The organism is Dysgonomonas sp. 521 (genome assembly GCF_010501055.1).
Lineage (GTDB): Bacteria > Bacteroidota > Bacteroidia > Bacteroidales > Dysgonomonadaceae > Dysgonomonas.
In genome coordinates this window covers 1-25,249 of the sequence record NZ_QVMO01000063.1, presented here as the reverse complement: position 1 = coordinate 25,249, position 25,249 = coordinate 1, and the positions used below count along the sequence as shown (strand labels likewise).

General features: G+C 36.3%; 27 protein-coding genes and 3 pseudogenes. 19 read left to right on the top strand and 11 right to left on the bottom strand.

Features of this window, described 5'->3' with window-relative positions; translation table 11 throughout:
- Window positions 1–79: 79 nt before the first annotated feature.
- From D0T84_RS16000 to D0T84_RS15990, 3 genes and pseudogenes are all read left to right on the top strand, one after another.
- Window positions 80–2,557, top strand: a pseudogene (locus D0T84_RS16000) (helicase-related protein); the annotation flags it as partial.
- Window positions 2,558–2,621: 64 nt separating this feature from the next.
- On the top strand, window positions 2,622–2,912 hold the full coding sequence (locus D0T84_RS15995) for a helix-turn-helix domain-containing protein (protein ID WP_163308866.1): 291 nt from the start codon (window positions 2,622–2,624) through the stop codon (window positions 2,910–2,912).
- Window positions 2,909–3,229 carry a helix-turn-helix domain-containing protein gene (locus D0T84_RS15990; RefSeq protein ID WP_163308865.1) on the top strand — a complete coding sequence of 107 codons (321 nt, stop codon included), beginning with the start codon at window positions 2,909–2,911 and terminating at the stop codon, window positions 3,227–3,229. Before D0T84_RS15995 ends, D0T84_RS15990 begins: the two co-directional genes overlap by 4 nt.
- Here D0T84_RS15990 and D0T84_RS15985 read toward each other — a convergent pair.
- The 3 genes from D0T84_RS15985 to D0T84_RS23030 are packed head-to-tail and all read right to left on the bottom strand — an operon-like array spanning window position 3,218 to window position 5,132.
- Window positions 3,218–3,619, bottom strand: a complete 402-nt coding sequence (locus D0T84_RS15985) for a hypothetical protein (protein ID WP_163308864.1) — start codon at window positions 3,617–3,619, stop codon at window positions 3,218–3,220. The genes D0T84_RS15990 and D0T84_RS15985 overlap by 12 nt on opposite strands.
- Window positions 3,616–4,884: a site-specific integrase gene (locus D0T84_RS15980; protein ID WP_163308863.1), complete on the bottom strand. Its 1,269-nt coding sequence runs from the start codon at window positions 4,882–4,884 to the stop codon at window positions 3,616–3,618. Before D0T84_RS15980 ends, D0T84_RS15985 begins: the two co-directional genes overlap by 4 nt.
- Before the next feature lie 38 nt (window positions 4,885–4,922).
- Entirely contained in the window at window positions 4,923–5,132 is a 210-nt protein-coding gene (locus D0T84_RS23030) for a tyrosine-type recombinase/integrase (RefSeq protein ID WP_370525515.1), read from the bottom strand.
- A gap of 274 nt (window positions 5,133–5,406) precedes the next feature.
- Between D0T84_RS23030 and D0T84_RS15970 the strand changes: the two genes are divergently transcribed.
- Genes D0T84_RS15970 through D0T84_RS15960 form a run of 3 tightly spaced genes read left to right on the top strand, consistent with a single transcriptional unit; the run spans window position 5,407 to window position 8,233 of the window.
- Window positions 5,407–6,636, top strand: coding sequence for a site-specific integrase (locus tag D0T84_RS15970; RefSeq protein WP_163308862.1), 1,230 nt, complete (start codon window positions 5,407–5,409; stop codon window positions 6,634–6,636).
- A gap of 20 nt (window positions 6,637–6,656) precedes the next feature.
- Window positions 6,657–7,877, top strand: a complete 1,221-nt coding sequence (locus D0T84_RS15965) for a site-specific integrase (protein ID WP_163308861.1) — start codon at window positions 6,657–6,659, stop codon at window positions 7,875–7,877.
- Window positions 7,874–8,233 carry a virulence RhuM family protein gene (locus D0T84_RS15960; RefSeq protein ID WP_163308860.1) on the top strand — a complete coding sequence of 120 codons (360 nt, stop codon included), beginning with the start codon at window positions 7,874–7,876 and terminating at the stop codon, window positions 8,231–8,233. The genes D0T84_RS15965 and D0T84_RS15960 overlap by 4 nt, the downstream gene beginning before the upstream one ends.
- Window positions 8,234–8,494: 261 nt before the next feature.
- Here the strand turns inward: D0T84_RS15960 and D0T84_RS15955 are convergent, their stop codons facing one another.
- From D0T84_RS15955 to D0T84_RS15945, 3 genes are read right to left on the bottom strand one after another with little or no spacing between them, the layout of a single operon-like run.
- Entirely contained in the window at window positions 8,495–8,791 is a 297-nt protein-coding gene (locus tag D0T84_RS15955; protein ID WP_163308859.1) for a helix-turn-helix domain-containing protein, read from the bottom strand.
- A 31-nt stretch (window positions 8,792–8,822) separates the two neighbouring features.
- A complete protein-coding gene (locus D0T84_RS15950; RefSeq protein ID WP_163308858.1) occupies window positions 8,823–9,113 on the bottom strand; it encodes a hypothetical protein in 291 nt (96 codons plus the stop codon).
- Window positions 9,110–9,421, bottom strand: a complete 312-nt coding sequence (locus D0T84_RS15945; RefSeq protein WP_163308857.1) for a helix-turn-helix domain-containing protein — start codon at window positions 9,419–9,421, stop codon at window positions 9,110–9,112. Before D0T84_RS15945 ends, D0T84_RS15950 begins: the two co-directional genes overlap by 4 nt.
- 716 nt (window positions 9,422–10,137) lie before the next feature.
- Here D0T84_RS15945 and D0T84_RS15940 point away from each other — a divergent pair.
- From D0T84_RS15940 to D0T84_RS15925, 4 genes are all read left to right on the top strand, one after another.
- Entirely contained in the window at window positions 10,138–10,470 is a 333-nt protein-coding gene (locus D0T84_RS15940; protein ID WP_163308856.1) for a DUF3408 domain-containing protein, read from the top strand.
- Between the two features lie 202 nt (window positions 10,471–10,672).
- Window positions 10,673–11,065, top strand: coding sequence for a hypothetical protein (locus D0T84_RS15935; protein ID WP_163308855.1), 393 nt, complete (start codon window positions 10,673–10,675; stop codon window positions 11,063–11,065).
- Window positions 11,031–11,972, top strand: coding sequence for a relaxase/mobilization nuclease domain-containing protein (locus D0T84_RS15930; RefSeq protein WP_163308854.1), 942 nt, complete (start codon window positions 11,031–11,033; stop codon window positions 11,970–11,972). Before D0T84_RS15935 ends, D0T84_RS15930 begins: the two co-directional genes overlap by 35 nt.
- 36 nt (window positions 11,973–12,008) lie before the next feature.
- Entirely contained in the window at window positions 12,009–12,245 is a 237-nt protein-coding gene (locus tag D0T84_RS15925; protein WP_163308853.1) for a hypothetical protein, read from the top strand.
- Between the two features lie 203 nt (window positions 12,246–12,448).
- Here D0T84_RS15925 and D0T84_RS15920 read toward each other — a convergent pair whose 3' ends face one another.
- Window positions 12,449–12,988 (bottom strand): HDIG domain-containing metalloprotein, encoded by a 540-nt coding sequence (locus D0T84_RS15920; protein WP_163308852.1) that lies wholly within the window; start codon window positions 12,986–12,988, stop codon window positions 12,449–12,451.
- A 449-nt stretch (window positions 12,989–13,437) separates the two neighbouring features.
- Between D0T84_RS15920 and D0T84_RS15915 the strand changes: the two genes are divergently transcribed.
- From D0T84_RS15915 to D0T84_RS15885, 7 genes are all read left to right on the top strand, one after another.
- Complete coding sequence (locus D0T84_RS15915; RefSeq protein ID WP_163308851.1) at window positions 13,438–14,040, top strand: AAA family ATPase; 603 nt, start codon at window positions 13,438–13,440, stop codon at window positions 14,038–14,040.
- 94 nt (window positions 14,041–14,134) lie between these two features.
- Window positions 14,135–14,644 carry an HD domain-containing protein gene (locus D0T84_RS15910; RefSeq protein WP_163308850.1) on the top strand — a complete coding sequence of 170 codons (510 nt, stop codon included), beginning with the start codon at window positions 14,135–14,137 and terminating at the stop codon, window positions 14,642–14,644.
- Window positions 14,645–14,662: 18 nt separating this feature from the next.
- A complete protein-coding gene (locus D0T84_RS15905; protein WP_163308849.1) occupies window positions 14,663–15,634 on the top strand; it encodes a hypothetical protein in 972 nt (323 codons plus the stop codon).
- 6 nt (window positions 15,635–15,640) lie between these two features.
- Entirely contained in the window at window positions 15,641–16,906 is a 1,266-nt protein-coding gene (locus D0T84_RS15900) for a phosphoribosylglycinamide synthetase C domain-containing protein (protein ID WP_163308848.1), read from the top strand.
- On the top strand, window positions 16,903–18,378 hold the full coding sequence (locus D0T84_RS15895; protein WP_163308847.1) for a hypothetical protein: 1,476 nt from the start codon (window positions 16,903–16,905) through the stop codon (window positions 18,376–18,378). Before D0T84_RS15900 ends, D0T84_RS15895 begins: the two co-directional genes overlap by 4 nt.
- Window positions 18,375–19,274, top strand: coding sequence for an aminoacyl--tRNA ligase-related protein (locus tag D0T84_RS15890; protein WP_163308846.1), 900 nt, complete (start codon window positions 18,375–18,377; stop codon window positions 19,272–19,274). The genes D0T84_RS15895 and D0T84_RS15890 overlap by 4 nt, the downstream gene beginning before the upstream one ends.
- Window positions 19,275–19,625 (top strand): HIT domain-containing protein, encoded by a 351-nt coding sequence (locus D0T84_RS15885; protein ID WP_163308845.1) that lies wholly within the window; start codon window positions 19,275–19,277, stop codon window positions 19,623–19,625. It abuts the gene before it with no gap.
- Window positions 19,626–19,642: 17 nt separating this feature from the next.
- Here D0T84_RS15885 and glyS read toward each other — a convergent pair whose 3' ends face one another.
- The 4 genes from glyS to D0T84_RS15865 all read right to left on the bottom strand — a co-directional run bounded on the left by glyS (window position 19,643) and on the right by D0T84_RS15865 (window position 24,656).
- Window positions 19,643–21,718 carry a glycine--tRNA ligase subunit beta gene (gene glyS / locus D0T84_RS15880; RefSeq protein WP_163308844.1) on the bottom strand — a complete coding sequence of 692 codons (2,076 nt, stop codon included), beginning with the start codon at window positions 21,716–21,718 and terminating at the stop codon, window positions 19,643–19,645.
- Entirely contained in the window at window positions 21,711–22,577 is an 867-nt protein-coding gene (locus D0T84_RS15875; protein ID WP_163308843.1) for a glycine--tRNA ligase subunit alpha, read from the bottom strand. The genes glyS and D0T84_RS15875 overlap by 8 nt, the downstream gene beginning before the upstream one ends.
- A 728-nt stretch (window positions 22,578–23,305) precedes the next feature.
- On the bottom strand, window positions 23,306–24,403 hold the full coding sequence (locus D0T84_RS15870) for a site-specific integrase (protein ID WP_163308842.1): 1,098 nt from the start codon (window positions 24,401–24,403) through the stop codon (window positions 23,306–23,308).
- Window positions 24,404–24,497: 94 nt separating this feature from the next.
- On the bottom strand, window positions 24,498–24,656 hold the full coding sequence (locus D0T84_RS15865; protein WP_163308841.1) for a hypothetical protein: 159 nt from the start codon (window positions 24,654–24,656) through the stop codon (window positions 24,498–24,500).
- A gap of 76 nt (window positions 24,657–24,732) precedes the next feature.
- On the opposite strand from D0T84_RS15865, the pseudogene D0T84_RS15860 reads away from it, so the two are divergent.
- A pseudogene (locus D0T84_RS15860) lies at window positions 24,733–24,894 on the top strand (helix-turn-helix domain-containing protein); the annotation flags it as partial.
- A 136-nt stretch (window positions 24,895–25,030) separates the two neighbouring features.
- A pseudogene (locus D0T84_RS22595) lies at window positions 25,031–25,249 on the top strand (hypothetical protein); the annotation flags it as partial.

Sequence of the window (25,249 nt, the reverse complement as noted above, 5' to 3'; positions counted from 1 at the left end):
CCCTTGCTCAAGGCTAGACACTTCCCGTTGTTAGGGCGTGTGAGGGACTTGCACCCATTAGAATACACCCATGCTGGGCGAACTAAAAAATAACAGCTGGGATGCTGTTATCCTTACTCATGACCAGTTTGGTAAAATACCTCAATCCCCCGAAATGCAGCAGGAGATATTTCAGGCAGAGCTGGATTCGGTAGAAGAAAACCTGAATGTATTACGTAGTCAGGGAAAGGATATATCCAAAATGATGCTTCGGGGATTGGAGAAACGAAAAGCCAATCTGGAAGTAAAGCTTAGTAATTTAGCTGAACAGATTAAGGACAGGACAGATGATGTGGTAGACTTTAAGATGATGGGAATAGACCATCTCTTTATAGACGAAAGCCACCAGTTCAAGAACCTTACTTTTACCACTCGCCATGACCGTGTAGCAGGATTAGGTAATCCCGAAGGAAGCCAGCGGGCCATGAACATGCTCTTTGCCATCCGTACCATACAGGAAAGAAGAGACAAAGATTTAGGAGCCACATTCCTGTCAGGTACTACTATTTCAAACTCACTAACCGAATTATATCTTCTATTCAAATACCTAAGACCAAAGGGACTGGAGAAACAAGGTATAAACTCCTTTGATGCTTGGGCAGCTGTCTTCGCCAAAAAGACAACTGACTATGAGTTTTCCGTTACAAATCAGATAGTACAAAAAGAACGTTTCCGATATTTTATTAAAGTACCTGAACTGGCATCCTTTTATTCAGAGATAACAGACTTCCGCACGACAAAGGATATAGGAATAGACAGACCGGAGAAGAATGAAGTATTGTATAATATTCCTCCTACACCGCAACAGGAAATCTTTATTGAGAAACTGATGCGCTTTGCTGAAACAGGGGATGCTACGATATTAGGAAGGCAACCTCTATCCGAAAAAGAAGAAAAGGCAAAGATGCTGATAGCAACAGACTATGCACGCAAAATGTCGCTGGATATGCGTATGATAGATATGTCTTACGGAGACCATGTGGATAACAAAGCATCCCATTGTGCAGCTAAGATAGCCGAATACTACAACAAATATGATTTTCAAAAAGGAACTCAGTTTGTCTTTTCCGATTTAGGAACCTATAAACCCAATGAGTGGAATCCATATTCAGAGATAAAGAGAAAACTGATAGAAGATCATGGTATCCCTGCTCATGAGATACGCTTTATACAGGAAGCAAAGACTGATAATGCGAGAAAGACGATGATTGAAGCTATGAATGCAGGACGTATCCGTGTATTGTTCGGCTCGACTTCTATGTTAGGAACGGGTGTAAACGCCCAGAAAAGAGCGGTTTGCATTCATCATATTGACGTTCCCTGGAGGCCCTCAGACCTCAGTCAGCGGGACGGTAGGGCAATCCGCAAAGGCAATGAAATAGCCAAGCTATATGCTGACAATAAAGTGGATGTGTTGATTTATGCTGTAGAAAAATCATTGGACAGTTATAAGTTCAATCTGCTCCAAAACAAACAATTATTTATCAACCAGCTAAAGACAAACAATATGGCCACCCGTACTATTGACGAAGGTAGTTTGGACGAAGGTTCGGGCATGAACTTTTCAGAGTATGTGGCTATACTATCGGGCAACACCGACCTGTTGGAAAAAGCCAAACTGGAAAAGAAAATTGCTTCTTTGGAAAGCGAACGGCAGGCATTTAACCGCAGCAAGTCATCTGCTATCTATAAGTTTGAGGATATTACCCGTACAGTAGACAGTAACTCTGAAATGGTAGCAAGCATGACAAAAGACCTGCAACAATTCAATGAAAAGGTACAGATGGACAAGGAGGGCAATAAACTCAATCCGATAAAACTGGATAATCTGAACACCAATGACCCGAAAGCTATCGGAGATAAGTTGAATCAGCTTGCAAATAATGCCCGAACCAATGGCGAATACTTTAAAATCGGAGAATTGTATGGTTTTAAAATACTTGTCAAAACTGAGGATAGCCAAAAGGAAGGCTCGATGTTTAAGGACAATCGTTTCTTTATTGAGGGAGAAGGAAATATCAAGTATTCGTACAACAACGGCCATATTGCTACCGATCCGATATTGGCTTCGACAAACTTCTTTAAAGCTTTGGAAAGAATACCTGCTCTCATTGAAAAATATCAATCAGATAATCAAAAATTGGAGAAAGATTTGCCTGTATTGAAAGAGGTTATGACGGCTATTTTTAAGAAAGAGCCAGAATTGAAGGATTTGAAATTGCAGTTGGATTCGTTGACGAGGCTGATTAATTTATCGCTGGAAAATAAGAAGCGGGTGCCGGAGCAGGTTACGGATGTGGTACCAGAAGTGAAAACAGAGGCGTCTGTTGCGGCATCTGCTTTGGCCAGACAGCAGGAACAACCGGAGATACGTTCCAGACAGTCTATGTCGATTAGGGATATAGTGGAGGCTAATCCCGGACGGTTGATTATCGCTAATCCGGATACCGTAAAAATAGAATCAGCAGATATTCCAAAAAGGAATATACCCAAACAAACGAAAGGATTCAGGCTATAATAGGAATCCGGATTCCCACATTCATTATTTATTGATGATTTAAACCATTTAAACCTATAAACACATGGAATTTAAGATAGTAGAAAGCAGGACTTTTGACAGGCTGAAACAATGCTTGCGTGAATTATTGGAGAGAAGCAACAGGCTAAGACCTTCCTCCGTACAGGAAGACTGGTGGGACAACCAGGATATTTGCAGGCTGTTGGATATTTCGCCCCGGACGCTCCAAACCTATCGCGATAAGGGATTGCTCCCTTATTCGCAGGTAGGGCACAAGTGCTATTACAAGGTACAGGATATAGAACAGTTTATTGAAGAGAACAGGATTGAAACACTAAACAAAAACAAGCCATGAACCTGAATGATATACTGGACAACAATTCCCCGGAAATACGGGATATATTCTCCGCCATAGAAAAAGCCGGTGAAAATATAAGCTTCCATATCCGGGAGCAAAAACCTTCCCTGTCAGGAGAACTGTTCCTGGATAACCGCGAAGCCTGCAAGTTGCTCCGCCTGAGCAGCCGTACGCTCCAGGATTACCGGGACAGGGGACTGGTCGCCTTTTACAAACTGGAAGGAAAGATACTGTATAAATTATCCGATATCCGCAAAATGCTGGAGCAAAACTATTTCGATGCATGGGATAAATCCCGTTCATCAATTCAGTGAAAAACGGAAGTCTGAACCGGCCAAAGGGAAATCATATCCCTTTGGCTTTATTATTTGCCCTGTGAACCATTTTCTTAGAATTGCGGCATTGGAGGATTCCAGATGAAAGGACAAGGCGATAATAACTTCCAGGTTCACCTCCGTGATATCGTAGCATATCCTGCTTCCTTTTTGTACCATGTGATACCGGCAGCACTCTTCTATACGGAACAGCTTTATTTTGACAAGAAAACCCGTACAGGTTTCTATTTCCAGCATGGAAACCCCGAATAATTCACACAGTTCATTCTTATCCATCCAAATGCCGGCCTCTCCCGGATGATAGATAACAACAGGATGGTTATCCATGCCCATGTTGATACTGAGTATTCCCTTTTCTTCTTTTTTCATACCGCCTTTTCTTTTAGTTGGTTCGTATCCGTTTGTTCCTGTTTTCCGGCAAGACGGTATTTATTGCCCAGCCGTTTTTCCAGCGCCTGCATATCTTCGTCTATCTTGGCGGTGGTTATCTTGGCATAGATTTGTGTGGTGCCGATATCCTGATGCCCCATTGTGCGGCTGAGCGTTTCTATCGGTACCCCGTTGGACAGGCAAATAAGGGTAGCCCAGGTGTGGCGGCTCATATGGTAGGTAAGATGTGTTTTTAGCCCGCATATTTTCCGCAGGTCTTCCAGATAAAATACAATCAGGGAATATGTCCCTACGTTAAACACTTTCCCGTTTTTATCCGGCAGGCCGTATTTCTCCAGTATTGACAGCGGGATATCCATTAACGGTACATTGGCCTGTGTCCCGGTTTTTGTCCGTTTCTGGCGTATCCACCGGGTGCCGTGTTCGTCGGTTGTAATATTTTCCCACCTGAGACCACGGATATCCGAATAGGATAAGCCGGTAAAGACTGAAAAGATGAACAGGTTACGCACTAGGTTGACGCCCTTGTGCTCAACGGGCGTCTGCATAATCTTGTCCAGGTCTTCCTTCGACAGCCATTTGCGGCCTGCCTCCGGTTTCCTTGTTACAAATCCGGCAAACGGGTTGCGGCGTATGATTTCTTTATGGATGGCCCGGCGAACAATGCGTTTGAGGCAACGGATACGTTTCTCTACTGTTTCGGGGCTCATCCCCACATTCACACGCAGGTAAAAATCAAAATCTTCTACAAATGTATAGGTTAGCCTGTCAAAAGCAATATCATCCATCCCGTATTTGTGCCGGATAAAACGTTTCAGGCTCTTGAAGTTCTCCTGGTAGTGTTTATAGGTGGATTTTACCTTTGTTATACCGATGCTTTGCCGGACTTCCTCATTATGTTGTTCAAATTCTTTGAGGAGCATCGCCGGACCGGTCCCAATACCCAGTATGGCATTTTTCAGGCTTTCGGCTGTTACATAACCGTTGCGCTCTATCTGTCGGTCATAATGGGTACTGAGGCCGGATTTGAACTCTTCCAGCTTACGGTTCAGTTCTCTGGAGGCTTTATCCTTCCCTGTGGAAAGGCCTTCTGCGGCAGACCAGGTACCCGGGTCTGTCTGTTGGCGTGTACTGAACTGGGTTACTTTTCCATCGAGGGTAATCCTGCCCAGGACAGGGCATTTGCCATTCTTCTTTATTTTCTGCTTATTGATGTAAAATAGGATATTGAATGTACTGCGCATAACTCTTTCGTGTTTGTTATATTTTTTGTATTTGTCATTTAGTCGATTAGTATATACTTTCCTTCGATACGTTCGGATAAGGCCCGGATATCCTGCGCTATCTTATCAAGAGATAATTCAGCGTAAATCTGTGTGGTCCGGATATCCCTGTGGCCGAGCATGCGGCTGACCGTTTCGATGGGAACCCCTTCGGAGAGTGTAATCAGGCTGGCAAATGTGTGGCGGGCTGTGTGAGTAAAATAGGTCAAAGCAAGCCCAAACGGATTAGCGTAAATTAAACTTAATCGGTTTAGAATGAATTGATTTGCTATTTTACAAGAAGCAAACAATTGTGAATTATTGCAGTATTTCAGTTACCAAACCGTTAGCTGGGTAGTTACCAAAACCGGAACAGGTAACTAACAGTAATACGAAGCAGTTTAATCGGTTTCTTATGTGTTAACTCACAGTATTTTGCATAACAAAGAACGCTTATATAACCGGTAACTTTGCCTATGGCAAAGCCCACAAAAATATAAGCGTATGAAAGTAGAAAAATTCAAGGTTTTGCTTTACCTCAAAAAAAGCAGTTTAGACAAGTCGGGTAAAGCTCCCATCATGGGACGCATTACTGTAAACAATTCCATTTCCCAATTCAGTTGCAAATTATCCTGTACCCCGACTTTATGGAATCCACGTGAAAGTCGGTTGGATGGCAAAAGCCGTGAAGCAGTCGAAGTCAATCAGAAAATCGACAAATTATTGTTAGGTGTTCATTCGGCGTTCGACAGTCTTATAGAACGCAAAAAGCCTTTTGATGCAGAGTCGGTAAAGGTTTTGTTTCAGGGAAGTATGAACTCCCAAACAACCTTGCTTGCTCTCCTTGATAGCTACATGGATGGACTCCGAGCACGTATCGGAATAGACGTTGCTCCAACCACGCTTGGATCATATAAATACACTCACCGTACATTAAGCAAGTTCATTAAAAAGAAATTCAAGACTAAAGATGTCGCTTTTGGTCAATTGAACGAACAGTTCATTCGGGAGTATCAGGATTTTATTTCACTCGAACTGGGATACGCGATGGATGGTGTACGCCATTTTCTGGCAATCCTGAAAAAAATGTGTAAGATAGCCTTCAAAGAGGGTTATTCAGAAAAGCTTCATTTTGCCTATTACAAACTACCCAAACAGAAAGAAACCACTCCGAAGGCACTAAGCAGGGAGAGTTTTGAAAAGATCCGTGATTTTGAGATTCCCGAAAACCGTCGTTCCCACAGGCTCACGAGGGATTTATTTCTCTTTGCCTGCTATACCGGTACTTCTTATGCCGATATAGTCCGTATTACGGGTGAAAACCTTTATACGGATGAAGAGGGAAGCCTTTGGCTCAAATACCGGAGAAAGAAAACCGATTTTCAAGCCCGTGTCAAATTGTTGCCCGAAGCGATAGCTCTATTGGATAAATACAAGGATGAAAACAGGGAGAGTCTGTTCCCGATACAATCAGCGGAAGTAGTACAACTTAATATGCGGGGCTTACGAATTATGGCGGATATAAAACAGCCAATCTCCTATCATTCAGGGAGACATTCGTTTGCTTCGCTGGTTACCCTCGAGGAAGGAGTACCCATAGAAACCATTAGCCGGATGCTCGGACACAGTAATATCCGGACAACACAAGTCTACGCTCGTGTTACCCCGAAAAAACTGTTCGATGATATGGATAAGTTCATAGAGGCAACCAGCGATCTGAAATTAGTTTTATAACCCATAAACATTATATCACAATGAGAAGTACATTCAGACAATTATTCTATATCAACCGCAAAAAAGTAAAAGCGGATGGCACGACCGCCGTTTTATGTCGAATAAGTATCGACGGAAAGCAAGCAGTTCTTACAACAGGTATCTATTGCCAACCCAGCGATTGGAACGCCAAGAAAGGCATAATCAAAACAGAAAGAGAGAATAACCGCCTAAATGAGTTTCGCAGTCGTGTAGAGCATACCTACGAACACATCCTCAAAGAAACGGGTGTAGTAAGTAGTGAGCTACTTAAAAATACGATGGTCGGGATAAATTCCACTCCAACTATGCTGTTACAGGCTGGCGAAGTGGAACGGGAACGGCTCAGGCTTCGTTCTATTGAGATAAATTCCAGAACAAGCTACCGGCAATCGGGAATATCACAGCGAAACCTGCAGGAGTTTCTTTTTTCAAGGGGTATGGAAGATATAGACTTTTCGGATATTACCGAAGAGTTCGGCGAATCGTTCAAGGTATATTTGAAAACCGTAGGAGAACGCAGAGCGGGCTATATCAATAAGTGTATCACATGGCTCAACCGCCTTATCTACATTGCCATTGACCAGGAGATATTAAGATGCAATCCGCTTGAAGAAGTCCGCTATGAAAAGAAAGAGCCACCCAAGCACAAGCATATAAGCAAAGACGATTTAAGGCGGTTGATGGAAACCCCGATGCCTGACGCACGCTTGGAACTAATCCGCAGAGCTTTTATCTTTTCGAGCCTGACAGGTCTTGCCTATGTGGATATGCACCGTTTGTATCCGCAGCATATCGGCAAAACGGCAGAAGGCAGGCTTTATATCCGCAAACAGCGGGTTAAAACGAATGTGGAAGCCTTCATTCCCCTGCACCCGATAGCCCAGCAGATACTTATGCTTTACAATACCACCGATGACAGTCTACCAGTCTTTCCTCTGCCTGCCCGTGACAGGATTTGGTATGATATAAACCAGATTGGAGTATTAATGGGATTTAAAGAAAATCTCTCCTACCATCACGCCCGTCACGGATTCGGGACGTTGGCAATTTCGTCAGGACTTTCCATCGAAAGCATTGCTAAAATGATGGGGCATGCGAATATCAATACGACACAAGTTTACGCACAAATCACGGAGCAGAAAATATCCGAAGATATGGACAAGCTGATCGAAAGAAGAAAAACAATGCAGAATGACGCAAATCAACCCGAACAGCCATGAAAAGAGAAGTAATAACCATAGAAAGCAACATTGTACATATCCCTCAATCCGCTGATGTTTGGATGACACAGCTCGAAATTACAGATTTGTTCGGGTGCTTTGTGTCCAAAGTGAATAGTAATATACGCTCTATACTCAAAAGCGGTGTGTTGCATGAATCGGACGTTTGTCGAATGTACCATTATCAGAACGGCAATTTCGTTGAGCAATATAATTTAGAAATGATTATCGCTCTTTCATTCCGCATACAATCAAGGAATGCGGAGGTCTTTCGGAAGTGGCTAACGAGAAAGCTATCTAAATCGGAAATCCCAGAAATGTTGGTAATGGGTATTAAAAACCCGATGTTGAATTGAACGGATTTTACCAACACAATAGCGGCAGGCGATAGATTCAGCCTGCCGTATTTATAATCCTCTTTCATCTGAACACAAAGAAAAAAGAAGGGAATAAAACGACAAGACCGATGCCCTTCAGGTATATGAAAAAATCTTCCTCTCATTTCATTCGAGCGTATTTTTCTATAAAGTCTTGTCTTGTTTATTCTCCTTCTATTAAAGAGATGTTTATCAGTCGAAAAAGGAAAAAATATTCAGTTGGGGGTTGTGTGTGGACAGCTACCTGAACTTGTCCCGATAGCCCTCTTCCAGCATTTTCTCAATATCCGAAGAACGGTAGAGGATTTTTCCGCCCAGTTTGATGTATGGAATACGCCCCTCGTTGCGGTAGTCCTGTAAACTTCTCCGACTGATTTTTAACTTCTCCGACAACTCCTCGTCCGTATAAAAACTTTCTCCGCTGAGGGTCGGCTTCCGGGAGGAAAACATACGCTCCAAAGCCGATGAAATCCTGTCCATTGAAAGAAAAAATGATTTCACCCTTTCGTTCTTTTCCGTGATTAACTCGCTACTCATAATTTGCTCCTTTCTTTTATAGTTTATTATTCTAATCTTTCATGTAGTTTCCCCAACCAGCAATATACAAGCCGTAGGGATGTTCTTCCGATGTCATTTCGCAGGGCTTCATTCCTATATTAGCGAAACAGCCGCTTTCATTGGAATCTATATCGTGCAAAGAGAAACTTCCCCGCTCCGATTCCTTATCGTAGCTGTATGCCAGCAGGTAGTAGTTACCATTATACGCCCGGAGAATATAAATATCGGGATTGCCGTTTACGCTTATCCATGCCCCTTGCCATGAAGAAAGAATGGTGCTGTATTGTTGTTCTTTTTTCATAGCCGTTTCCCTTTGTATTTAGCCTGTTTGTGCTTCTCTTCTATCAGCGGAAGAATACTCTGTACATCTTCGGGCTTATAGTAGATTTTATGGCTGATTTGGGTATATGCCAGTGTCCCGTTATCCCGAAGCGTTTGAAGTGTCCGCTTCGAGATATTCAGCAGTTGGCACACGTTCTGATTATCCAACCATTCTTTCATATCATTATTCCCATGCAATCGGCAGAGGTGCTCCATCCGGCTTGCAAAGTTTTCAAACTTCGAGAGCATTTTCTCAAATGTTTCCGCATCGATGTTTACAATATCCATAACTCTATATTTTAAAATTTCTATTCATTTTGCTTCAAAAGTAAATCGCTTGCTTTACACACACCAAAGAATAAATCCGTTTGCAGTTACCGGCTATATTTTGCGTATCATCTTTCTCTTCGCGCGGTGCAATCTGCACTTTCTCGCCACGAAGTAAAACAGAATAGTTCGCTCCGCAATGGATTCTGAACCAGGTGGCAGTGTATGGCTTCGATATGGTAGCATTTGGCTTCGAAGTCCTGTAATTTTTCTTGATTTTCTTGCTTTAAACACGAAGGAAAACATAAAAATTCATACCTCAATGGCTCAACAAGTTTGTGCGTACTTCTGTCCGGGATTGTCTTCAAACTTTCTATAATCCACATAATTTATATTCAGAAATCGGGGTATTTTGCCGGCATACTACTGTCAAATAGGAAAATCGGTGCAGTCTGGACCGATTACAAGGCAAGCAAAGTAGAAAGTTATTGTGAGATATAGTAACAGAATCAATAATGCACTATAAATCAATCATTAATTCTTCCTTTGCTCCAAAATTGATTTCAAAACAGACTTAAATAATAAGTTCATTACAGAAATATAAATGACAACAACAACTGATGACTATATGGAAATCTGTATTGAAACCAATTTTGAAATAATTAATGGTGTCGGTATTGGATTAGATATTGGGTTCGGTACAGGCATAAGTATTTAACACATAAAATAGCTAAAAAATGAGTTCGAAAAAGAAACAAAAACAGCTTTCAATAGAGGAATATATTGAAAGCTACTGCACAGAGAAACGGATAAGGGAACGGTTTGCCGTATATATCAGTCCCGAAACACATTGCAACCTGAGAAAAATTGCCCGGTTATTCACTGGCAAGCATCACACGACAACCTCTTCATTGGCAGATTCTATCATCGCTAGCCATATTGAAACACACAGGGATATTTTGAACGATGCATTTAAAGAGGATGACCGTGAATTTCTCGAATGGCTGAAAGAAAAGAGGCAGAAAGAGGATGAAGAATCGGAGTTTGATGAAGAAAATAGGTCTGTTTAGCCGAAGACCTATTCACATAATGGGTAAGCCTGCCGATCTTTTACGGCTTACTTTTCTAAAGGGAGCATTCCATGCTCATTTTAGAGGAGCGAGGTTATGTTTTCATTGCATGAAAACCCTCGCTTTGGCTTATCGCCAAAGGGAAAACCGCTCCCGACGGTCGCAGTTTTTTAGGAAATGTCGATTGCAAAACTAATCGAAATTGAAAGAAGATAATAAAGATAACAGGAAGAAAGGCGGTCGCCCCAAGGCGAGTCCGGTTAATCGGAAGAGCAAGACCGTTGGTGTTTGCTTCTCCGAGCCGGAACTCTATGCCATTAAGCACAGGGCGGGAAAAGCCAAACTTCCTATTAGTGTTTATTGTCATGATGCAATTCTTAGCGGAGTAATAAAAGAACCACTGAAAAAAGAGGAATTAGACTTGCTCCGTAACCTTTCCAATATGGGAAATAACCTTAATCAACTTACGAAAACAGCCAAGTTTTTAAATGCAAAACGGCTCGAAAACGAGGCTGAAAATCTATTCAATCAGATACAAATTATCATAAACAAGCTGTCAGATGATTGGAAAAATAGTAAAAGGAAGAAGTTTTAAGGGATGTATTTCCTACGTATTAGGAGACAAAGAAGCGAAGATTTTGGTAAGCGAAGGCGTATTGGAAACTGATCTGAAGTCTATTATCAACAGCTTTTATATGCAGAGTTTACTCAATCCGAAGTTGTCGAAATGTGTTGGGCATATTCCACTGGCGTTCTCTCCGGATGATAAGGAGCGGATGACAAACCAATTTATGGAACGATTAGCCAAAGAGTATATGCAGGCAATGGGAATCAAGAATACGCAATATCTAATCGTTCGCCACAGCAATACGAGTCACCCGCACTGTCATATCATATTCAACCGGGTGGATAATGACGGCAACACCATATCCGACAAAAACGATCGCTATCGGAACGAAAAGGTGTGCAAACAGCTAAAGGATAAGTATAATCTCACTTACGGCAAGGGTAAAGAAAATGTCAATGTGCAGAAGCTAAAGGGAGCGGAGCAGACCAAATACGAAATTTACTATGCGATAAAAGGCATACTCCCCAAAGCCAAGAATTGGCAACAGTTAGAAGATGCTCTCAAACAGCAGGGAATATCCATAGAATACAAGCACAAAGGGCATACCGATGAGGTGCAGGGAGTATCATTTAAGAAAGGAGAGTATTCGTTCAAAGGTTCTGATATAGACCGAAAGTTCAGCTATGGCAAGCTGAACGCACAGTTAGGCGAGAACAACCTTATTCAGGAACAGCAACAAGCAACCACCCCGAAAGAAACAAGCAACCGCATTTCGGAAAATATCGTTTCGGGCGTTGGCGATGTACTAGCAGCGGTAGGCAGTTTGTTCGACATTCAGCCTTCAAATAGCGATGAAAATGAAAAGGAATACTTACGTCAGCAAGCATTGAAAAAGAAAAAGAAACTCGAAAAACGTAGGGGTATAAGAAGATAAAAACGAGAAAATAACAATTAAAAATCAGAAAATAGTATGAGTAAATCAGTATCAAATGATGCTTTATGGGACAAGTTTTTGGAAATAAAAGAGCAAATAAATCAGTACTTAAAAGAACAAAAGGTATCTGTGCCGACACAGGAACAGGTCGATATAGCCTCCGAGTTAAGGACGAATAAAGATGAAATTGTCGAAATTTTTAAGAAATGCATTCAAGGGCTCGGAACACATTGTGATTCTCATTTCAAAACAATGTACAAGCATATTGAGTAGTTAGAAAAAGACGCAGAAGGAACATATAAGGTGCTGGCTTGTATATACGCCACAATATAAGAGTCAAAAGGACAATCGGAAACAACAGATTTGGATATTTGCGTGCTGTTTACTATACGGCGAAGTGCATACTACTTCATGATTTTTATCTTCAATAGAAAAATCCTTATTAGCAGAAAAATATCGTGGAAAGAGTAAATGGATTACCGAATAAACATTTCACACCAATTATCGAAACGGACAACGTCTTCTCTTCCATATTTTACCAACTGTGCCCGCACCGCTTCTATTGTCAGTTCTTTTCCTAAATGTGATTTTGAGTAGAATTTATCAGCGAAACAGATAATTTGTTCTTCTATCGAAACTGGTGTCATTTCTCTGTGTGGTAGCGGAAGGTTGGCTCTTATGATGTAGTCACGTGTGAGCCCCGTTCCTATATGACGTTCACAAACAAGCGCATGTAACGGATAGCCTTCTTTCATCATCATTTCACACCCCAAATATCCATGGCATAAATAAGCATTTTCCCCCTCACAATATATATCTGGGGCAAAAGTTTTGCAGACGCCAATATCATGCAACATGGCTGCCTCTTCAATAAAACGCAGGTCGAGATTCAAATCTGGTCTGTTTTTGGCGAATGAAATAGCTTTATTTGCAACATCAGAAGAATGATGGACTAATATTTTATACGCTTCACCATCAGGATTATAATATTTTTTTATAATATCAAAAGGATTCATTTGTTATCATTTGCTTTACAATTCGCAGCAAAGATACAAAAACATTTAATGTGGTGAATATAATATATTATAGCTATAAATCACTTAGCTCGTGAAAAATGCACCTGTCTTCTATGCTTTTTAGTTAATGTAACATCCGCTATAAATAAGAGAGGGCATATTTTTATATTTGGCTTTATTTAGTATTTTCACTAAGCGAGAGAGAGGTGAAAGATACATACCAGTCAAACTTTTTGCCTTTCAAAAGGTTAATGATTCAAACATAAAGAAGTGTTGTGGTGCATGCAAGCCCTTGAAGAGTTTTTTATGCCTCCAATATGCACATCTATAAATTCTATGATTTTAAATATGTTTGCAGTGAAATGCAATAGGGTGCATTTTAAATTATTACAAAATCTTATTACCTTTGAGGCTTTGAAGCAATATTAAAAAATATACTTAATGCATTAATGAACAAGGAGAAAAAAATTGTAAAAGTAGCTGTAACGGGACCACATTGCTCTGGAAAATCAACACTCTTGTCGCGTATTGAAGAAGATATTAAAAGTCAAAAAATAAAAGTCACCAAATTTGATGGCTCCATTTGTCCGATCAACTATTCGGAAAAAGCAACTATCAACGACGAAAATGAAGAAATGTCTATTACTTTATGGATGTTGAGTAAAATGCTTCTCAGAGAAATAGAAACAAAGTATACAACAAATTATGAAAATGATATTATAATTTTTGACAGATGTTTATTCGATCAAATTGTATATCCTTTGGTAAATTTTAAGGATCACAATAACGATCGTATGGATATAATAAAAAAAATTATTAATTTATGGTTAAATAATAATCCTTATGATATTATTTTCTATGTTCCCCAAAATCAAGAATTCTTAAAAGAAGTTCCTGAATTCAATCAAGATTTAGAGTATTTGGAGAATGTGGAGAAAACATATTTAAGAGTATTAGACAATCTTCAGCCGAAATGTAAAGTAATTATTCTTCCCAAAAATCAGGACGAGCAAAAGCAGATTATTATATCAATAATTAGTAGGTTATTATAAGAATAAAAAGGAAGGAAATTATATGATTTGTTTTAATTTTATAAAAGAAAATAAAAATGAGGAGGAAAAATGATTATTAAAACTGATGACTTCCATGCGCTTTAATGAATTGTTGAAACTTGATGCGGAAAAAATAATTTTCCCATATTATAAGGAAAAAAATGGCCTTGATGGTTTAATTCATATAAAACATGTAGTTCATTTTGGCGAATTAATTTCCAGAAAGGAATGTCCTCAAAATATTAATGAAGTAATATTGGGCTGTTATTTGCATGATATTGGACGAGGTTATGAGATTAATGATGAAACGCATGGTGATGCAGGTGAATTAATAGCACGGCGTATCATGGAAAGAGACTTCGGAACTTATAATCTTGATATTGAGAAGATAACATATGCTGTCAAATATCATGATAAAGGTTTTGTTTCTAATGATCCAGTGATAGGAGCTATTTGGGATGCAGATAGATTATCTCTTTATAGATTTTTAGGGAAAATTATTCTTTTAGAAAAATTGTCAACTAAGACAACTGTTGGTTTACGCAAGTATGCAAAAAAATATATAGAAGACAGATTGGGAGAATACAATAATAGTTACTATTAGAAATAAAATAAGATCAATATGTATAGCGAATATTTAAAATTTGTTGAAGAACAATTTGAAAAATGCTTTACAGAGAAAGGGTATTTGCAGGAGAAGCCAGTAAAAATTACTTCACGAATAGACTCTTCTGTAATCTTTATTGGCTCTTCTATTTCTCCGATGAAAAAATATGTTCTGAATCAAACAATCGGAGATAACGGTAGATATCTTATTCAAAATTCTATTAGAACCCAAGCATTAAAAAACATTCAAAATTCTGAACTAAGTATGTTTGGTTCATATTTTAAAAGTATGGGTGCATTGGTAATGTATCGTGATTTAGAAAAATTGGTGTTAGATGTATTTGACTATTTAACAAAGTATTTAAAAATACCTTTTGATGATATAAGATTGAGGATTAATTCAGAGGATATTGATTTGATAGATTCAATTAAACAATTGGATAGAAGGGTGATAAGAGAATACAATACTTTTGGAGATAAATATTATAAGCATAAATATGGGTTGGATATTGAACAAATAAAAGGAAGAAATTTTAATATTGGAATTCGCAAAAAAGGCACAGATTTGTTTTTGGATATTGGAAATGTTATCGTAATAGAAAATGATATTGAAAAAATTGCAGTGGAAGTTGCTCTTGGTAATTGTACATTATCAATGTGCTATTTTGGAGTTAATTCAACGATCGCAGGATCAAGGATGGCTGATATATTTAAAATAGACACAGTAGAGAAAATGAAATTTGCTGATGCCATTATTGTGGGAGCAATTCTAATGTATGAGAACATAAAAACAATAAAACATCCGAGATGGTTTATATATAACTTTAGAAAATATTGTGTGGCAATAAAATTTTGGAAAGAAAAACTGAATTTGGAATACAATGTAATTGCGGAGTATATGAAGTTATTTTTATTACTAGAGTATAATGTTGATATTAAATTATCAAATGAAGAAATTATCAATTATATTAAGGTTTTAAATTCGTAGATATAAATGAAAAAAGTTGTTTTAATAGCGGCAGCTACTGGCAGAGATCACATGATAGCCAAACATTTTTCAATGCAGTCTGAAGTAGAATTATCTGTTATTATATGGACTGAAAGTAAATTCATTAGAAAATTGTGCACTGGAGAATATCATGTAGTCGATTTAAATGATATTCAACAAGTTTGTGATATTATCAAAAAAATTAAGCCTGATTTTGTTATTCCGGGACAAGGTGATATTTTGCAGCATGGATTAACAAATATATTAAATGAAAGTAATATTTTATGTATTGGCCCTACGAAAGAGTTGGCTCAAATAGAGGGATCAAAAACTTTTATGAGAACATTTATGGAAAAAATTGATGCATCATTAAATCCAATGCATCAAGATTTTTTTAAATTTAGCAATGCGGTCTTAAAATTTATCAATAGTTTTGATAGTGATATAGTAATTAAATGTGATCATGTAATTTCTGGACCTAGAGTTAGAATTTTCAAGAGAGACTCAGAATTAGACAATGCTATTAATGATGCTAAATTATGGATAAAAGAGTATGGACATATAATTATTGAAGAATTTATAACAGGAGAGGAAATTGCATTGACGACATATACCGATGGTAGTAATTTTCTGCATACTCCGTTTACAAAAAATTATAAAAGAGTTTTTGAGAAAAATGTTGGAGAAAACACTTCGGGTATGGGTAGTGTAACTGGTTATAATTGTTTTGATACTTTGCCGAAAACTATTTATTCTGAAATAAGAAACCTGAACGAAATAGTATTAAATGAATTAAATAAATTGACTAAATATAAATATATTGGGCCGATATATGGAGAATTTATTGTTTCAAAAACTGGGTTAAAAGTTATAGAATATAATTGCAGATTTGGCAATCCTTGCTCTTTGAATATTTTTTCTTTGATGAATTTTTCTATAGTTGAGTTATTTGAGGCGTTAGCATATAAAAATATTCATTTACTTGAAAATGTTTTCAACAATAATATCAGTGTTTCAGCATATGTAGTGCCGGAAGGATATACACTTAATGAGAAAAATGTTGGAAATGAAGTTGATTTTCAAAACATTAATGAGAATACTTATTATTATGGTAATATGCTTTTTAAGGATCAGAAATATTTCTTAAAAAACTCTAGGGCATTTGCGGTTTGTGAGATAGGGGGAAGTATTGAAGAAGCCAGAAATAAGGTTTATAACGAATTGAGAAAAGTCGAAGGTAATATTCATTATAGAAAAGATATAGGTATATGAAAAAAATAAGAATAGGTTTTGATCTAGATGGCGTTATTTCTGAAAATGCCATCTTTAAAAGCAAAAAAATTAAGGAATTATACAATATTGACTTAGAACCTTGGCAATTAACATCTAATATAATAGATACTTTTGTCCCGAACAAAAGTATCAGACGCGCTATTGGTTCACTTTCGGCATTAACGATACAACCCAATTTTGTTGATAAAGAAACGATATCAGTATTAAAAACTTTGAAAAGTTTAGATATAGAACTCTATATTATATCTAGAAGAGGAAAAAGTAATCAAGGTATTGAGATTGCAAAAAACACAATTGAAAAGTTGAAAATATCAGATTATTTTAAAGAAATTATTTTTTGTGAAACTGAAGAAGAAAAAATTGAGAAAATAAAAGAGAAAAATATAGACTTGTTTATTGATGACAGAATAGAAATTTTAAATGGGATATCCTCAAATGTGCATTTTCCACTTTTATTTGATGAGTATGATTTAATAAAAAAAGGATTATTAGATTTTGAGAAGAAATATGTTGTCATTAACAGTTTTAAATTGATCATGAATTATGTCAATTTTTTATTAATGATACGAAGCGCTATAAGTGAATTGCTTACTAAAAGCATTATACATAATCCAAATAAATATGAAATAATATCATATTTAAATAATATTGTTGTTAAGGTTGATGGTTTGTACTTAAAAATATACAAAGGAGATTCTACGATTAGAGATAATGAACTGATTTTATACAAAAATATTGAAAACAATAATATGTTTAAAGAAATGGTATTCCAAGGAATTATTAAATTGGATATTGAATATTATTTTGCTCTGTTTAAACCGATACATGGAGATACTCTTGACAATGTTGAATATAATGAAAAGAATGCGCAAAATATTGCAGAGTCAATTTATTCTTTTATTAAATTGACATCAAAAATAAAATGCGAAAAGTTTGGAGATATTAATGGGAAATTCGAGGGGGAATATAATAATTTTAAAGAATATATATTTAATTTTCAACATAAAACAGCCACGACACTTTATATGGAACCCATGACCCGAAAATATTCAGCATTACCATATGACTTGTTAGTCCAATATGAAGAGTATTTTAATATTAATAAAGCATATATTATTCCTGTTGATTTGAATTTTAAGAATATCATTATAACAGATCAATTTGAAATAAAAATTATTGACCCTGGTGCATTAATAGCAGGACCTTTAGAAATGGCCTATGGAGAGTTTTGTGCACACGCATATGGAACAATTATATATGATAATTTTGAAAAGTTAATTTGTCAATCGGATAAAAAATTGATTAGAATATATGCTATACTTTTACTGTTGAATATCTTGGCATTTATAATAAGAAATAATATTATGTCTCCTTATTTGGCAAAACCTTTTGGTAATAATAAGACGTTTTTTGAATTAATAGACGAACACCTTAAATTCATAAGCCAATGATACAAGTGTTTGGTACATATTATATTATGAATAAAAATGGAGATCTTGATAAGATAAATATTGAAGATGAAGAACAAATCATAGCATCTCTACAAAACAATAAACCTCAAAGTCTTATTGTCAAAAAAAAGATAAAGAACAATGTGTATTTTACTGAGGATATGTTTGAATTATACTCAGAAATAAAAACATACATAAATGATAATATCCAAAAAAACATCAACCCAATAAATATTATTTCACCTACTTTATTTAAAAATAATACTAAAATCGAAAAATTACAAAAATTATTTGGACTAAAATTATTCCTATGTCCAAATGATTTAATTTTACGTCCAGCAACAGATTTTGGGATTTTTATGTTATTGGAAAACTCGATACATAAAAATGCCGACTTGCCTAAAGCTTACTATGAAATAGGCAATTGCTATAGACTTGAAAATGAGTTTAATAATTCATTACTAAGATCTTTTTGTTTTGAATTGCCTGATATACATATTATTGCAAAAAACGATGCCTATGGAATTGTTAATAGGCACATGCTTTTATATAAAGAAATTTTAAACAACTTTAAAATCAATTATGCCATAGCATTAAGAATTACAGAGAAGGAATTCAACCTAAATTTAGAAGCAATAAAATTTATCGCTAATAGTTTAAGAGAAGAAATATTTATCAATATTGTGCCCAATACAATAAGGTATTGGGAAACGAAATTTAAATTTGTTAGAATTGACAAAAACAATGAACAAGTGCAATTATCAACAGTGCAAGTCGATTATCAATCTAGTGAAATTTTTAATTTTACAAATGAATTTAAAAAAAATCTAATAGTTATACATTCATCGCCTGGCAGTATCCAGAGAATGTTATATTGTTTAACGGAGGAGGGATAAATGAGTTGTGTTTTTTGCGATATAATAAATAAACAAATTCAATCAAATATTCTTTTTGAAGATGCATCTTTTATTCTTATAAAGGATATTAAACCTGATGCAAAAATACATTTATTGGCTATCCCCAAGGGACATTTTGATAATCTTTGTGATGCAAAAGCGCAAGATTTTGAAGTTATTCGGAATATTTTTATTTTTATATCAGAGAATGCACATAAATATGGATTAATAGATGGTTATAGAATAATAATGAATAATGGTTTATACGCAACGCAAACCGTATATCATTGCCATATACACATTTTGGGTGGGCAACAATTAAAACATCCTCAAAAGCATTTGACCGAATAATCTAAGAGTGTCCGGTATTATTCTGAGTCAATTCGTAAAATCATTCCGCAGATGTTACAAAAATCTCTAAAAAATGCAATCCTATTATTGCGTTTTTCAATATTTTCACACAACACCATATTATTGTCGATAAACTCATTTATTATCGTACTGCATTGTGCAATATGTTTTATTGCCTCCTTATAACGATTTTCTTTAATCTCGTTCTGGATTAATGTACGTTTTGAAGAAAAAGTATCATACATTAGCTTGGCTTCTTCTGTATCTTTAATATCAGTTGAGAATAAAACATCTTCTTTGTTATTCTTGATTAGTTTTATTATTCGGTTGAACACCGAGATAAAACTTAAATACCATTCCGTTTCTCCAACTTCCTTTATAAGTTCAGCTTTCAAAACAGATTTATAAATATTAATTTCGTTTAGAGATATTATATTAAGAATTTTAGGCGAATATCCCTTTTCCTCAGACAAAAAGTTTTTCATTCGTTGAATGAAAAACTTTTTTATAAAATCTTCATAATCCTCTTTTAACTCACCTTCCCGCAAATAAAAGGCCTCATATAAATATGATATTTGTGAAATAAACAAACTGAAATCAATATTTATGTTGTGCTCAAGCAGAGTTAGTAGTATTCCAAGAGTGAGCCTTCTTTGTCCATATGGATCTGCCGAACCAGACGGTCTAATATTAATGGCGTTAAGACACATGATTGTATCTAACTTATCTGCAATTGAGACGATAGCAGATAATCTTTCCGATGGTAACTTATCTCCCGAAAAATTTGGATAATATTGTTCTTTTATTGCTATGCAAATATCACTCGGATATCCTTCTTTTTCAGCAAATTCACTTCCTGTAATTCCTTGAATTTCAGTGTATTCGCGAACGGTGCTAGAAACTAAATCAGCCTTCATTAATTCAATAACCGTATGGATTTTTTCTTTATTCTCATAACCGATATGATTGGAAAGCATCACTGCTAAAATTTTCATTCTTGCAACTTTGTCAGCATAATTACCGGCTTTGTCTATAAAAACAACATCTTTTAATCGCATTGCTTTTTCATCAAGGGTAGTTTTCTCGTCTTCAGAAAAGAAAAATTTGGCATCTTCTAATCTAGACTTTAATACCCTCTCATTTCCTTTTATTACATTTTCAATATGCTCTAAATTGCCATTTCTTACAAATAAAAAAGAGTTAATTATTTTGCCATTTTTATAAACCGGAAAATATCTTTGCTGAGTCTTCATCGGAGTCTTTATTACAGATTCCGGAAGAGACAAGTATTCTTCGTCAAAACGACCAAGAGCACAAGCTGGATTTTCAACTAAATTGTTAATTTCAAATAAAAGTTTATCTTCAACTTCAATACTTATTTGTTTTTCTTGTTCAATTTTTTTTATCTGAGATAAAATATCTTTCTTGCGTATCTTTTGTTGAACAATGACCCCGTGTTTTTTTAATATAGAAAAATACTCATCAGCATTTGAAATTGTAATGTCAATGTCCGAAAGTGCACGGTTACCTTTTGTAGTATTTGAAGCGATGGCACATTCTATGTTTACAGGAATTATCTCTTTGCCATAAAGTGCCAATAACCACCTAATAGGTCTAATAAACTTTATTGCATATGAAGACCATCTCATTGGATTTGGCTGGTAAATATTTAATACTAGATTAGCAAGAGGTGTACTCAAAACATCTTTAATCAAACGACCGCGAGAAAAAGATTCTATATAAACATACTCATCCTTCCCTTGTGTAGCAAAGAAAATATCCTCTATTTTTTTCCCTTGTTTATTTAAAAATCCTTCCAATGCTTTAGACGGAGTTTTTCCATCAGAACCAAAAGCCACTAATTTTGCTGGACCTTTTACCTTTTCATAAATGTCATCTTGCATCTCGTTTAGAGATTCAACATAAACCACCATGCGTCTCGGCGTATGAAAGACATCAAGGTTTTCATATCCAATTTTTAAATCGGCAAACATTTTAGATACGTTTTCGCGCAAACTTTCCGATAAAACAGTTACATATTGGGCAGGAATTTCTTCAACACCTATTTCAAAAATAAAATTACGTTTATTCATGATTATCCTCATTCTGGTTTTCAATCGAAATAAAAAGATTAGCTATTGACTTAAATAACCCTTGTATTCGATATATATAATTATTTCTTGATAATTTGCTGATAGCACCACAGGCATCTAAAACATTGAAAGTATGGGAACATTTCAATGCAAAATCATAAGCAGCGTAAATGTTTCTACAGTCTTCAACCAAATGTTTTGCTTCTTCTGCATAGTTTTCAAAATCTCGGAAAAGCATTTCTTTGTTGCAATCCTCAAAACTGTATTTTGAATGGTCGTATTCCCTTCGCTTGTAGATGTCTCCATATTTTTCACTTTTGCTAAATTGCAAATCATATACATTATCTACATTTTGCAGGTACATTGCTATACGTTCAAGTCCATAAGTTAATTCAGCCGTAACAGGCTTACATTCAAATCCGCCGACAACCTGAAAAAAAGTAAACTGGCTGATTTCCATTCCATCAAGCCAAACTTCCCATCCCTTACCAAATGCCCCTAAAGTCGGAGACTCCCAATTATCTTCAACAAAACGAATATCATGTTCTTCTCTTTTGAAACCTATATGTTCCAAACTTTTTATATATAGGTCTACAACATCTACAGGATTTGGCTTAAGAATGACTTGATACTGAGTGTGTTGATATAATCTATTAGGATTGTCGCCATATCTGCCATCCGCAGGTCTTCTGGACGGTTCAATATAAGCTCGGTTATACGGTTTGCTCCCTAATGCTGCTAAAAATGTATTGGGATTCATTGTTCCTGCACCCTTCTCGACATCATGAGGTTCCATAATTGTACACCCTTGATCCCTCCAATACTCATGCAGCTTAAATTTTAACTCTTGAAACAACATAATATTTCTTTTTCTTATTTTCTATATTGATATTTCCATCCATATTTGGATAATAATCATCACCCACGAAATCACTTGATATGTCAGTGTCAATATTGTCCCTTGTTACTTTTGTGTCATTATTAATAAAACGAAAATTTTCTAATAAATCTATTTCTGTGATAATAAATTCCTAACTCAAGTAATTTGCAAAGTTGCAAATTTTCTTTGAAACAGCAAAATTACTCAAAAAAGAACTTACATAAAAACTGTATATATATCATGTTTTCAGTGATTTATCGAGTTGTTTCGTACATTTCATTATATGTTTTTAGAAATATTGTCAGATATTTTCGCGTAAACGATGATAGAGTTAAACTTGTTCTATATCTTGAAATAAGATAGATAACATTGTTTGAGGTTACAAAAGAAATTTCCAACTGAAGAATCTACCTGATTCTTTTTTACTTGCACGCAAAGATCGCAAATATATACTATGATAAAAATTTAAAAATCATAAGTGTTTGACATTTATGAATTTGTTGGTGGATTTAGATCGCAGATCTTATGCTTGTATGATATATTTCTACCTGCTATTATAGTAAGCCTACGATTTAAAAATAATGCATAATTGTAAAATTTCATAATAAATTATTCTATATTTGCAATAGAAAGTCGTTCTTTATATTTATGTAAAAAGCAAGGTAAGATAAAAAAGCGAAGTTTGCTCGTTTCTAAACCATTACCTTTCAAGAAAATACTTCTTGCAACTTGCTTGTTTTCAGTCGGAAAGCAGAATTTGTATGTCTTGCTGTGTGATAGCCTATCTTCTTGTTAATGCCACACCTGCGGGCTATGCTGTTCAGGCTGAAATATACCGTTCCTGTGCAGGGCATGGGGAATAGTTTGCCATTGGAGCCGGTACCTTTGTATTTCTCTATGATGGCGAGAGGGATATCCATCAGCCGGACGCTGAAAGCCGCCCCGGTCTTTTGGCGTTTATCCATAATCCAGCGGCTCCCGTCCTCCATTGTGACAATCTTTTCGGCCGTCAGGTTCCGGACATCAACATAAGAGATCCCCGTAAAGGCTGAAAAGATAAACATATCCCGGCTGATAATCTGCAAGTTCAGTTTCAAGTCGATAGTCATGATTATTTCCAGTTCCTCTTTTGTCAATGTCTTGTGCTGTGTTGTGACGGCATCCGCCTCAAAACCCAGGAACGGGTCACACCCGATAATCCCGGCATTGACTGCGTTGCGGACAACCTTACGCAGGAAGATTATATATCCGGCAGCGGTACTGGGTTTGAATTTGCGTTCCACACGCAGGTGGAAATGGTATTCCTCAATAAAAGAATAGGTCAAGGCCTTGAAAGGGATATCCGTCAGGTTATATTTCTTTCGCAGGAAACAGCATAACGCATTACAGGCTTTCACATAATGCTTATAGGACGAAAGGGACCTGTCGATACCCACACGTGAAAACATCGTTTCATTCATTTTCAGGAAATGATCTAAAACCGTGTCCTGGGTGGAGGCTATGCCCTGTATAGCATTTTTTACCTGTATGGCTGTTACCTCGCCCCGGTTTTCTTTCAATTCCCTGTAACGGCTGTGGATTAACAGGTTTGTTTTGTCAATCCGGCTATTGACAGCCAACGCCGCTTTACTTTTGCCTGTCATGCGTCCTGCCTTTGTATCCCACAACCTGGCATCAGCTTCCAGTTTCAGGCTGAATTGCGCCATTGTCTTTCCGGTGGTGATGCGGCCCATGACAGGGCACAAACCGTTCTCTTTCGTCCGGTTCTTCTTCAGGTAAAATAATACCTTTAGTTCTGATTTCATAATGCTCATTTTTAATTCTAAATTTACATTTAAATGAGCTATATGAATCTATGTAAAAAGCTGATAAACAAAGAATAAAACCCCAGCCTAAAATCTAATCTCCGTGATATTCTTCCGGTTGCCTTTTTCCGGGAAAGCCGACTATAAAAGCTTGCTTAAAACCTGTATTTTTCCCTGTTTTCTTCTCCGGAAACAGGTAACGGATTGGTAACGGAAACCTTGCCGGAATCTTCTCTTTTTTACGTTTTATCAATTTTCTAATCAATGCAGAATGATGAACTTAAGCTTGTTTGTCAAATAGTTACCTTGCTTCTCTGAATTTTGCTTTTGTGTTGGAGAGTAGCAAACGCACGTTGCAGCGTTACCGTTCTTCCGGCGAGTTGCCCTTTCAGATGATATACCATAAAACCTACTATAAGGAATCCGATGTTATACGGTTTATTGAAAAACATTTCAGCAGTTTTAGGAACATGAATAAGAAAAACGGTTAATTTCTTCGTGTTTTAATATCAATAGTTCGTTATAAATTGATATAATCAATTGATTTTCAGCAAAATAAGTATTAAATAATTTGGATAGTTCGCTGATTATCAATATCTTAGTAGATTGACCAAAATCTATAAAGTAATGACAACCAACGAACATCCAAATGCTAATATATTTATACTTAATACTTTAAGTTCAGATATTTTTTCAAATATCAAGCAGACAAGAAAAAATTTTATATTCCACCTGCTAATGTTTTATTTAGGCATTAAAGGTAAAATAAATTTCTTGCAACTTGCTCGTTTTTCCCGGTACTGTGAACAATATTTTAGAATAAATTTCGAGAATATATTCAATTTT

Bases quoted from the DNA above. Each gene is read 5' to 3' on its own strand.
- D0T84_RS15890 (WP_163308846.1), top strand. From the start codon at position 18,375: ATGATACAAGTGTTTGGTACATATTATATTATGAATAAAAATGGAGAT.
- D0T84_RS15900 (WP_163308848.1), top strand. From the start codon at position 15,641: ATGAAAAAAGTTGTTTTAATAGCGGCAGCTACTGGCAGAGATCACATG.
- D0T84_RS15940 (WP_163308856.1), top strand. From the start codon at position 10,138: ATGAGTTCGAAAAAGAAACAAAAACAGCTTTCAATAGAGGAATATATT.
- D0T84_RS15995 (WP_163308866.1), top strand. From the start codon at position 2,622: ATGGAATTTAAGATAGTAGAAAGCAGGACTTTTGACAGGCTGAAACAA.
- D0T84_RS15910 (WP_163308850.1), top strand. From the start codon at position 14,135: ATGCGCTTTAATGAATTGTTGAAACTTGATGCGGAAAAAATAATTTTC.
- D0T84_RS15870 (WP_163308842.1), bottom strand. From the start codon at position 24,403: ATGAAATCAGAACTAAAGGTATTATTTTACCTGAAGAAGAACCGGACG.
- D0T84_RS15985 (WP_163308864.1), bottom strand. From the start codon at position 3,619: ATGAAAAAAGAAGAAAAGGGAATACTCAGTATCAACATGGGCATGGAT.
- D0T84_RS15960 (WP_163308860.1), top strand. From the start codon at position 7,874: ATGAAAAGAGAAGTAATAACCATAGAAAGCAACATTGTACATATCCCT.
- D0T84_RS15875 (WP_163308843.1), bottom strand. From the start codon at position 22,577: ATGTTGTTTCAAGAGTTAAAATTTAAGCTGCATGAGTATTGGAGGGAT.
- D0T84_RS15920 (WP_163308852.1), bottom strand. From the start codon at position 12,988: ATGAATCCTTTTGATATTATAAAAAAATATTATAATCCTGATGGTGAA.
- D0T84_RS15990 (WP_163308865.1), top strand. From the start codon at position 2,909: ATGAACCTGAATGATATACTGGACAACAATTCCCCGGAAATACGGGAT.
- D0T84_RS15905 (WP_163308849.1), top strand. From the start codon at position 14,663: ATGTATAGCGAATATTTAAAATTTGTTGAAGAACAATTTGAAAAATGC.
- D0T84_RS15950 (WP_163308858.1), bottom strand. From the start codon at position 9,113: ATGAAAAAAGAACAACAATACAGCACCATTCTTTCTTCATGGCAAGGG.
- D0T84_RS15965 (WP_163308861.1), top strand. From the start codon at position 6,657: ATGAGAAGTACATTCAGACAATTATTCTATATCAACCGCAAAAAAGTA.
- D0T84_RS15970 (WP_163308862.1), top strand. From the start codon at position 5,407: ATGAAAGTAGAAAAATTCAAGGTTTTGCTTTACCTCAAAAAAAGCAGT.
- D0T84_RS15955 (WP_163308859.1), bottom strand. From the start codon at position 8,791: ATGAGTAGCGAGTTAATCACGGAAAAGAACGAAAGGGTGAAATCATTT.
- D0T84_RS15930 (WP_163308854.1), top strand. From the start codon at position 11,031: ATGATTGGAAAAATAGTAAAAGGAAGAAGTTTTAAGGGATGTATTTCC.
- D0T84_RS15980 (WP_163308863.1), bottom strand. From the start codon at position 4,884: ATGCGCAGTACATTCAATATCCTATTTTACATCAATAAGCAGAAAATA.
- D0T84_RS15945 (WP_163308857.1), bottom strand. From the start codon at position 9,421: ATGGATATTGTAAACATCGATGCGGAAACATTTGAGAAAATGCTCTCG.
- glyS (WP_163308844.1), bottom strand. From the start codon at position 21,718: ATGAATAAACGTAATTTTATTTTTGAAATAGGTGTTGAAGAAATTCCT.
- D0T84_RS15895 (WP_163308847.1), top strand. From the start codon at position 16,903: ATGAAAAAAATAAGAATAGGTTTTGATCTAGATGGCGTTATTTCTGAA.
- D0T84_RS15915 (WP_163308851.1), top strand. From the start codon at position 13,438: ATGAACAAGGAGAAAAAAATTGTAAAAGTAGCTGTAACGGGACCACAT.
- D0T84_RS15925 (WP_163308853.1), top strand. From the start codon at position 12,009: ATGAGTAAATCAGTATCAAATGATGCTTTATGGGACAAGTTTTTGGAA.
- D0T84_RS15885 (WP_163308845.1), top strand. From the start codon at position 19,275: ATGAGTTGTGTTTTTTGCGATATAATAAATAAACAAATTCAATCAAAT.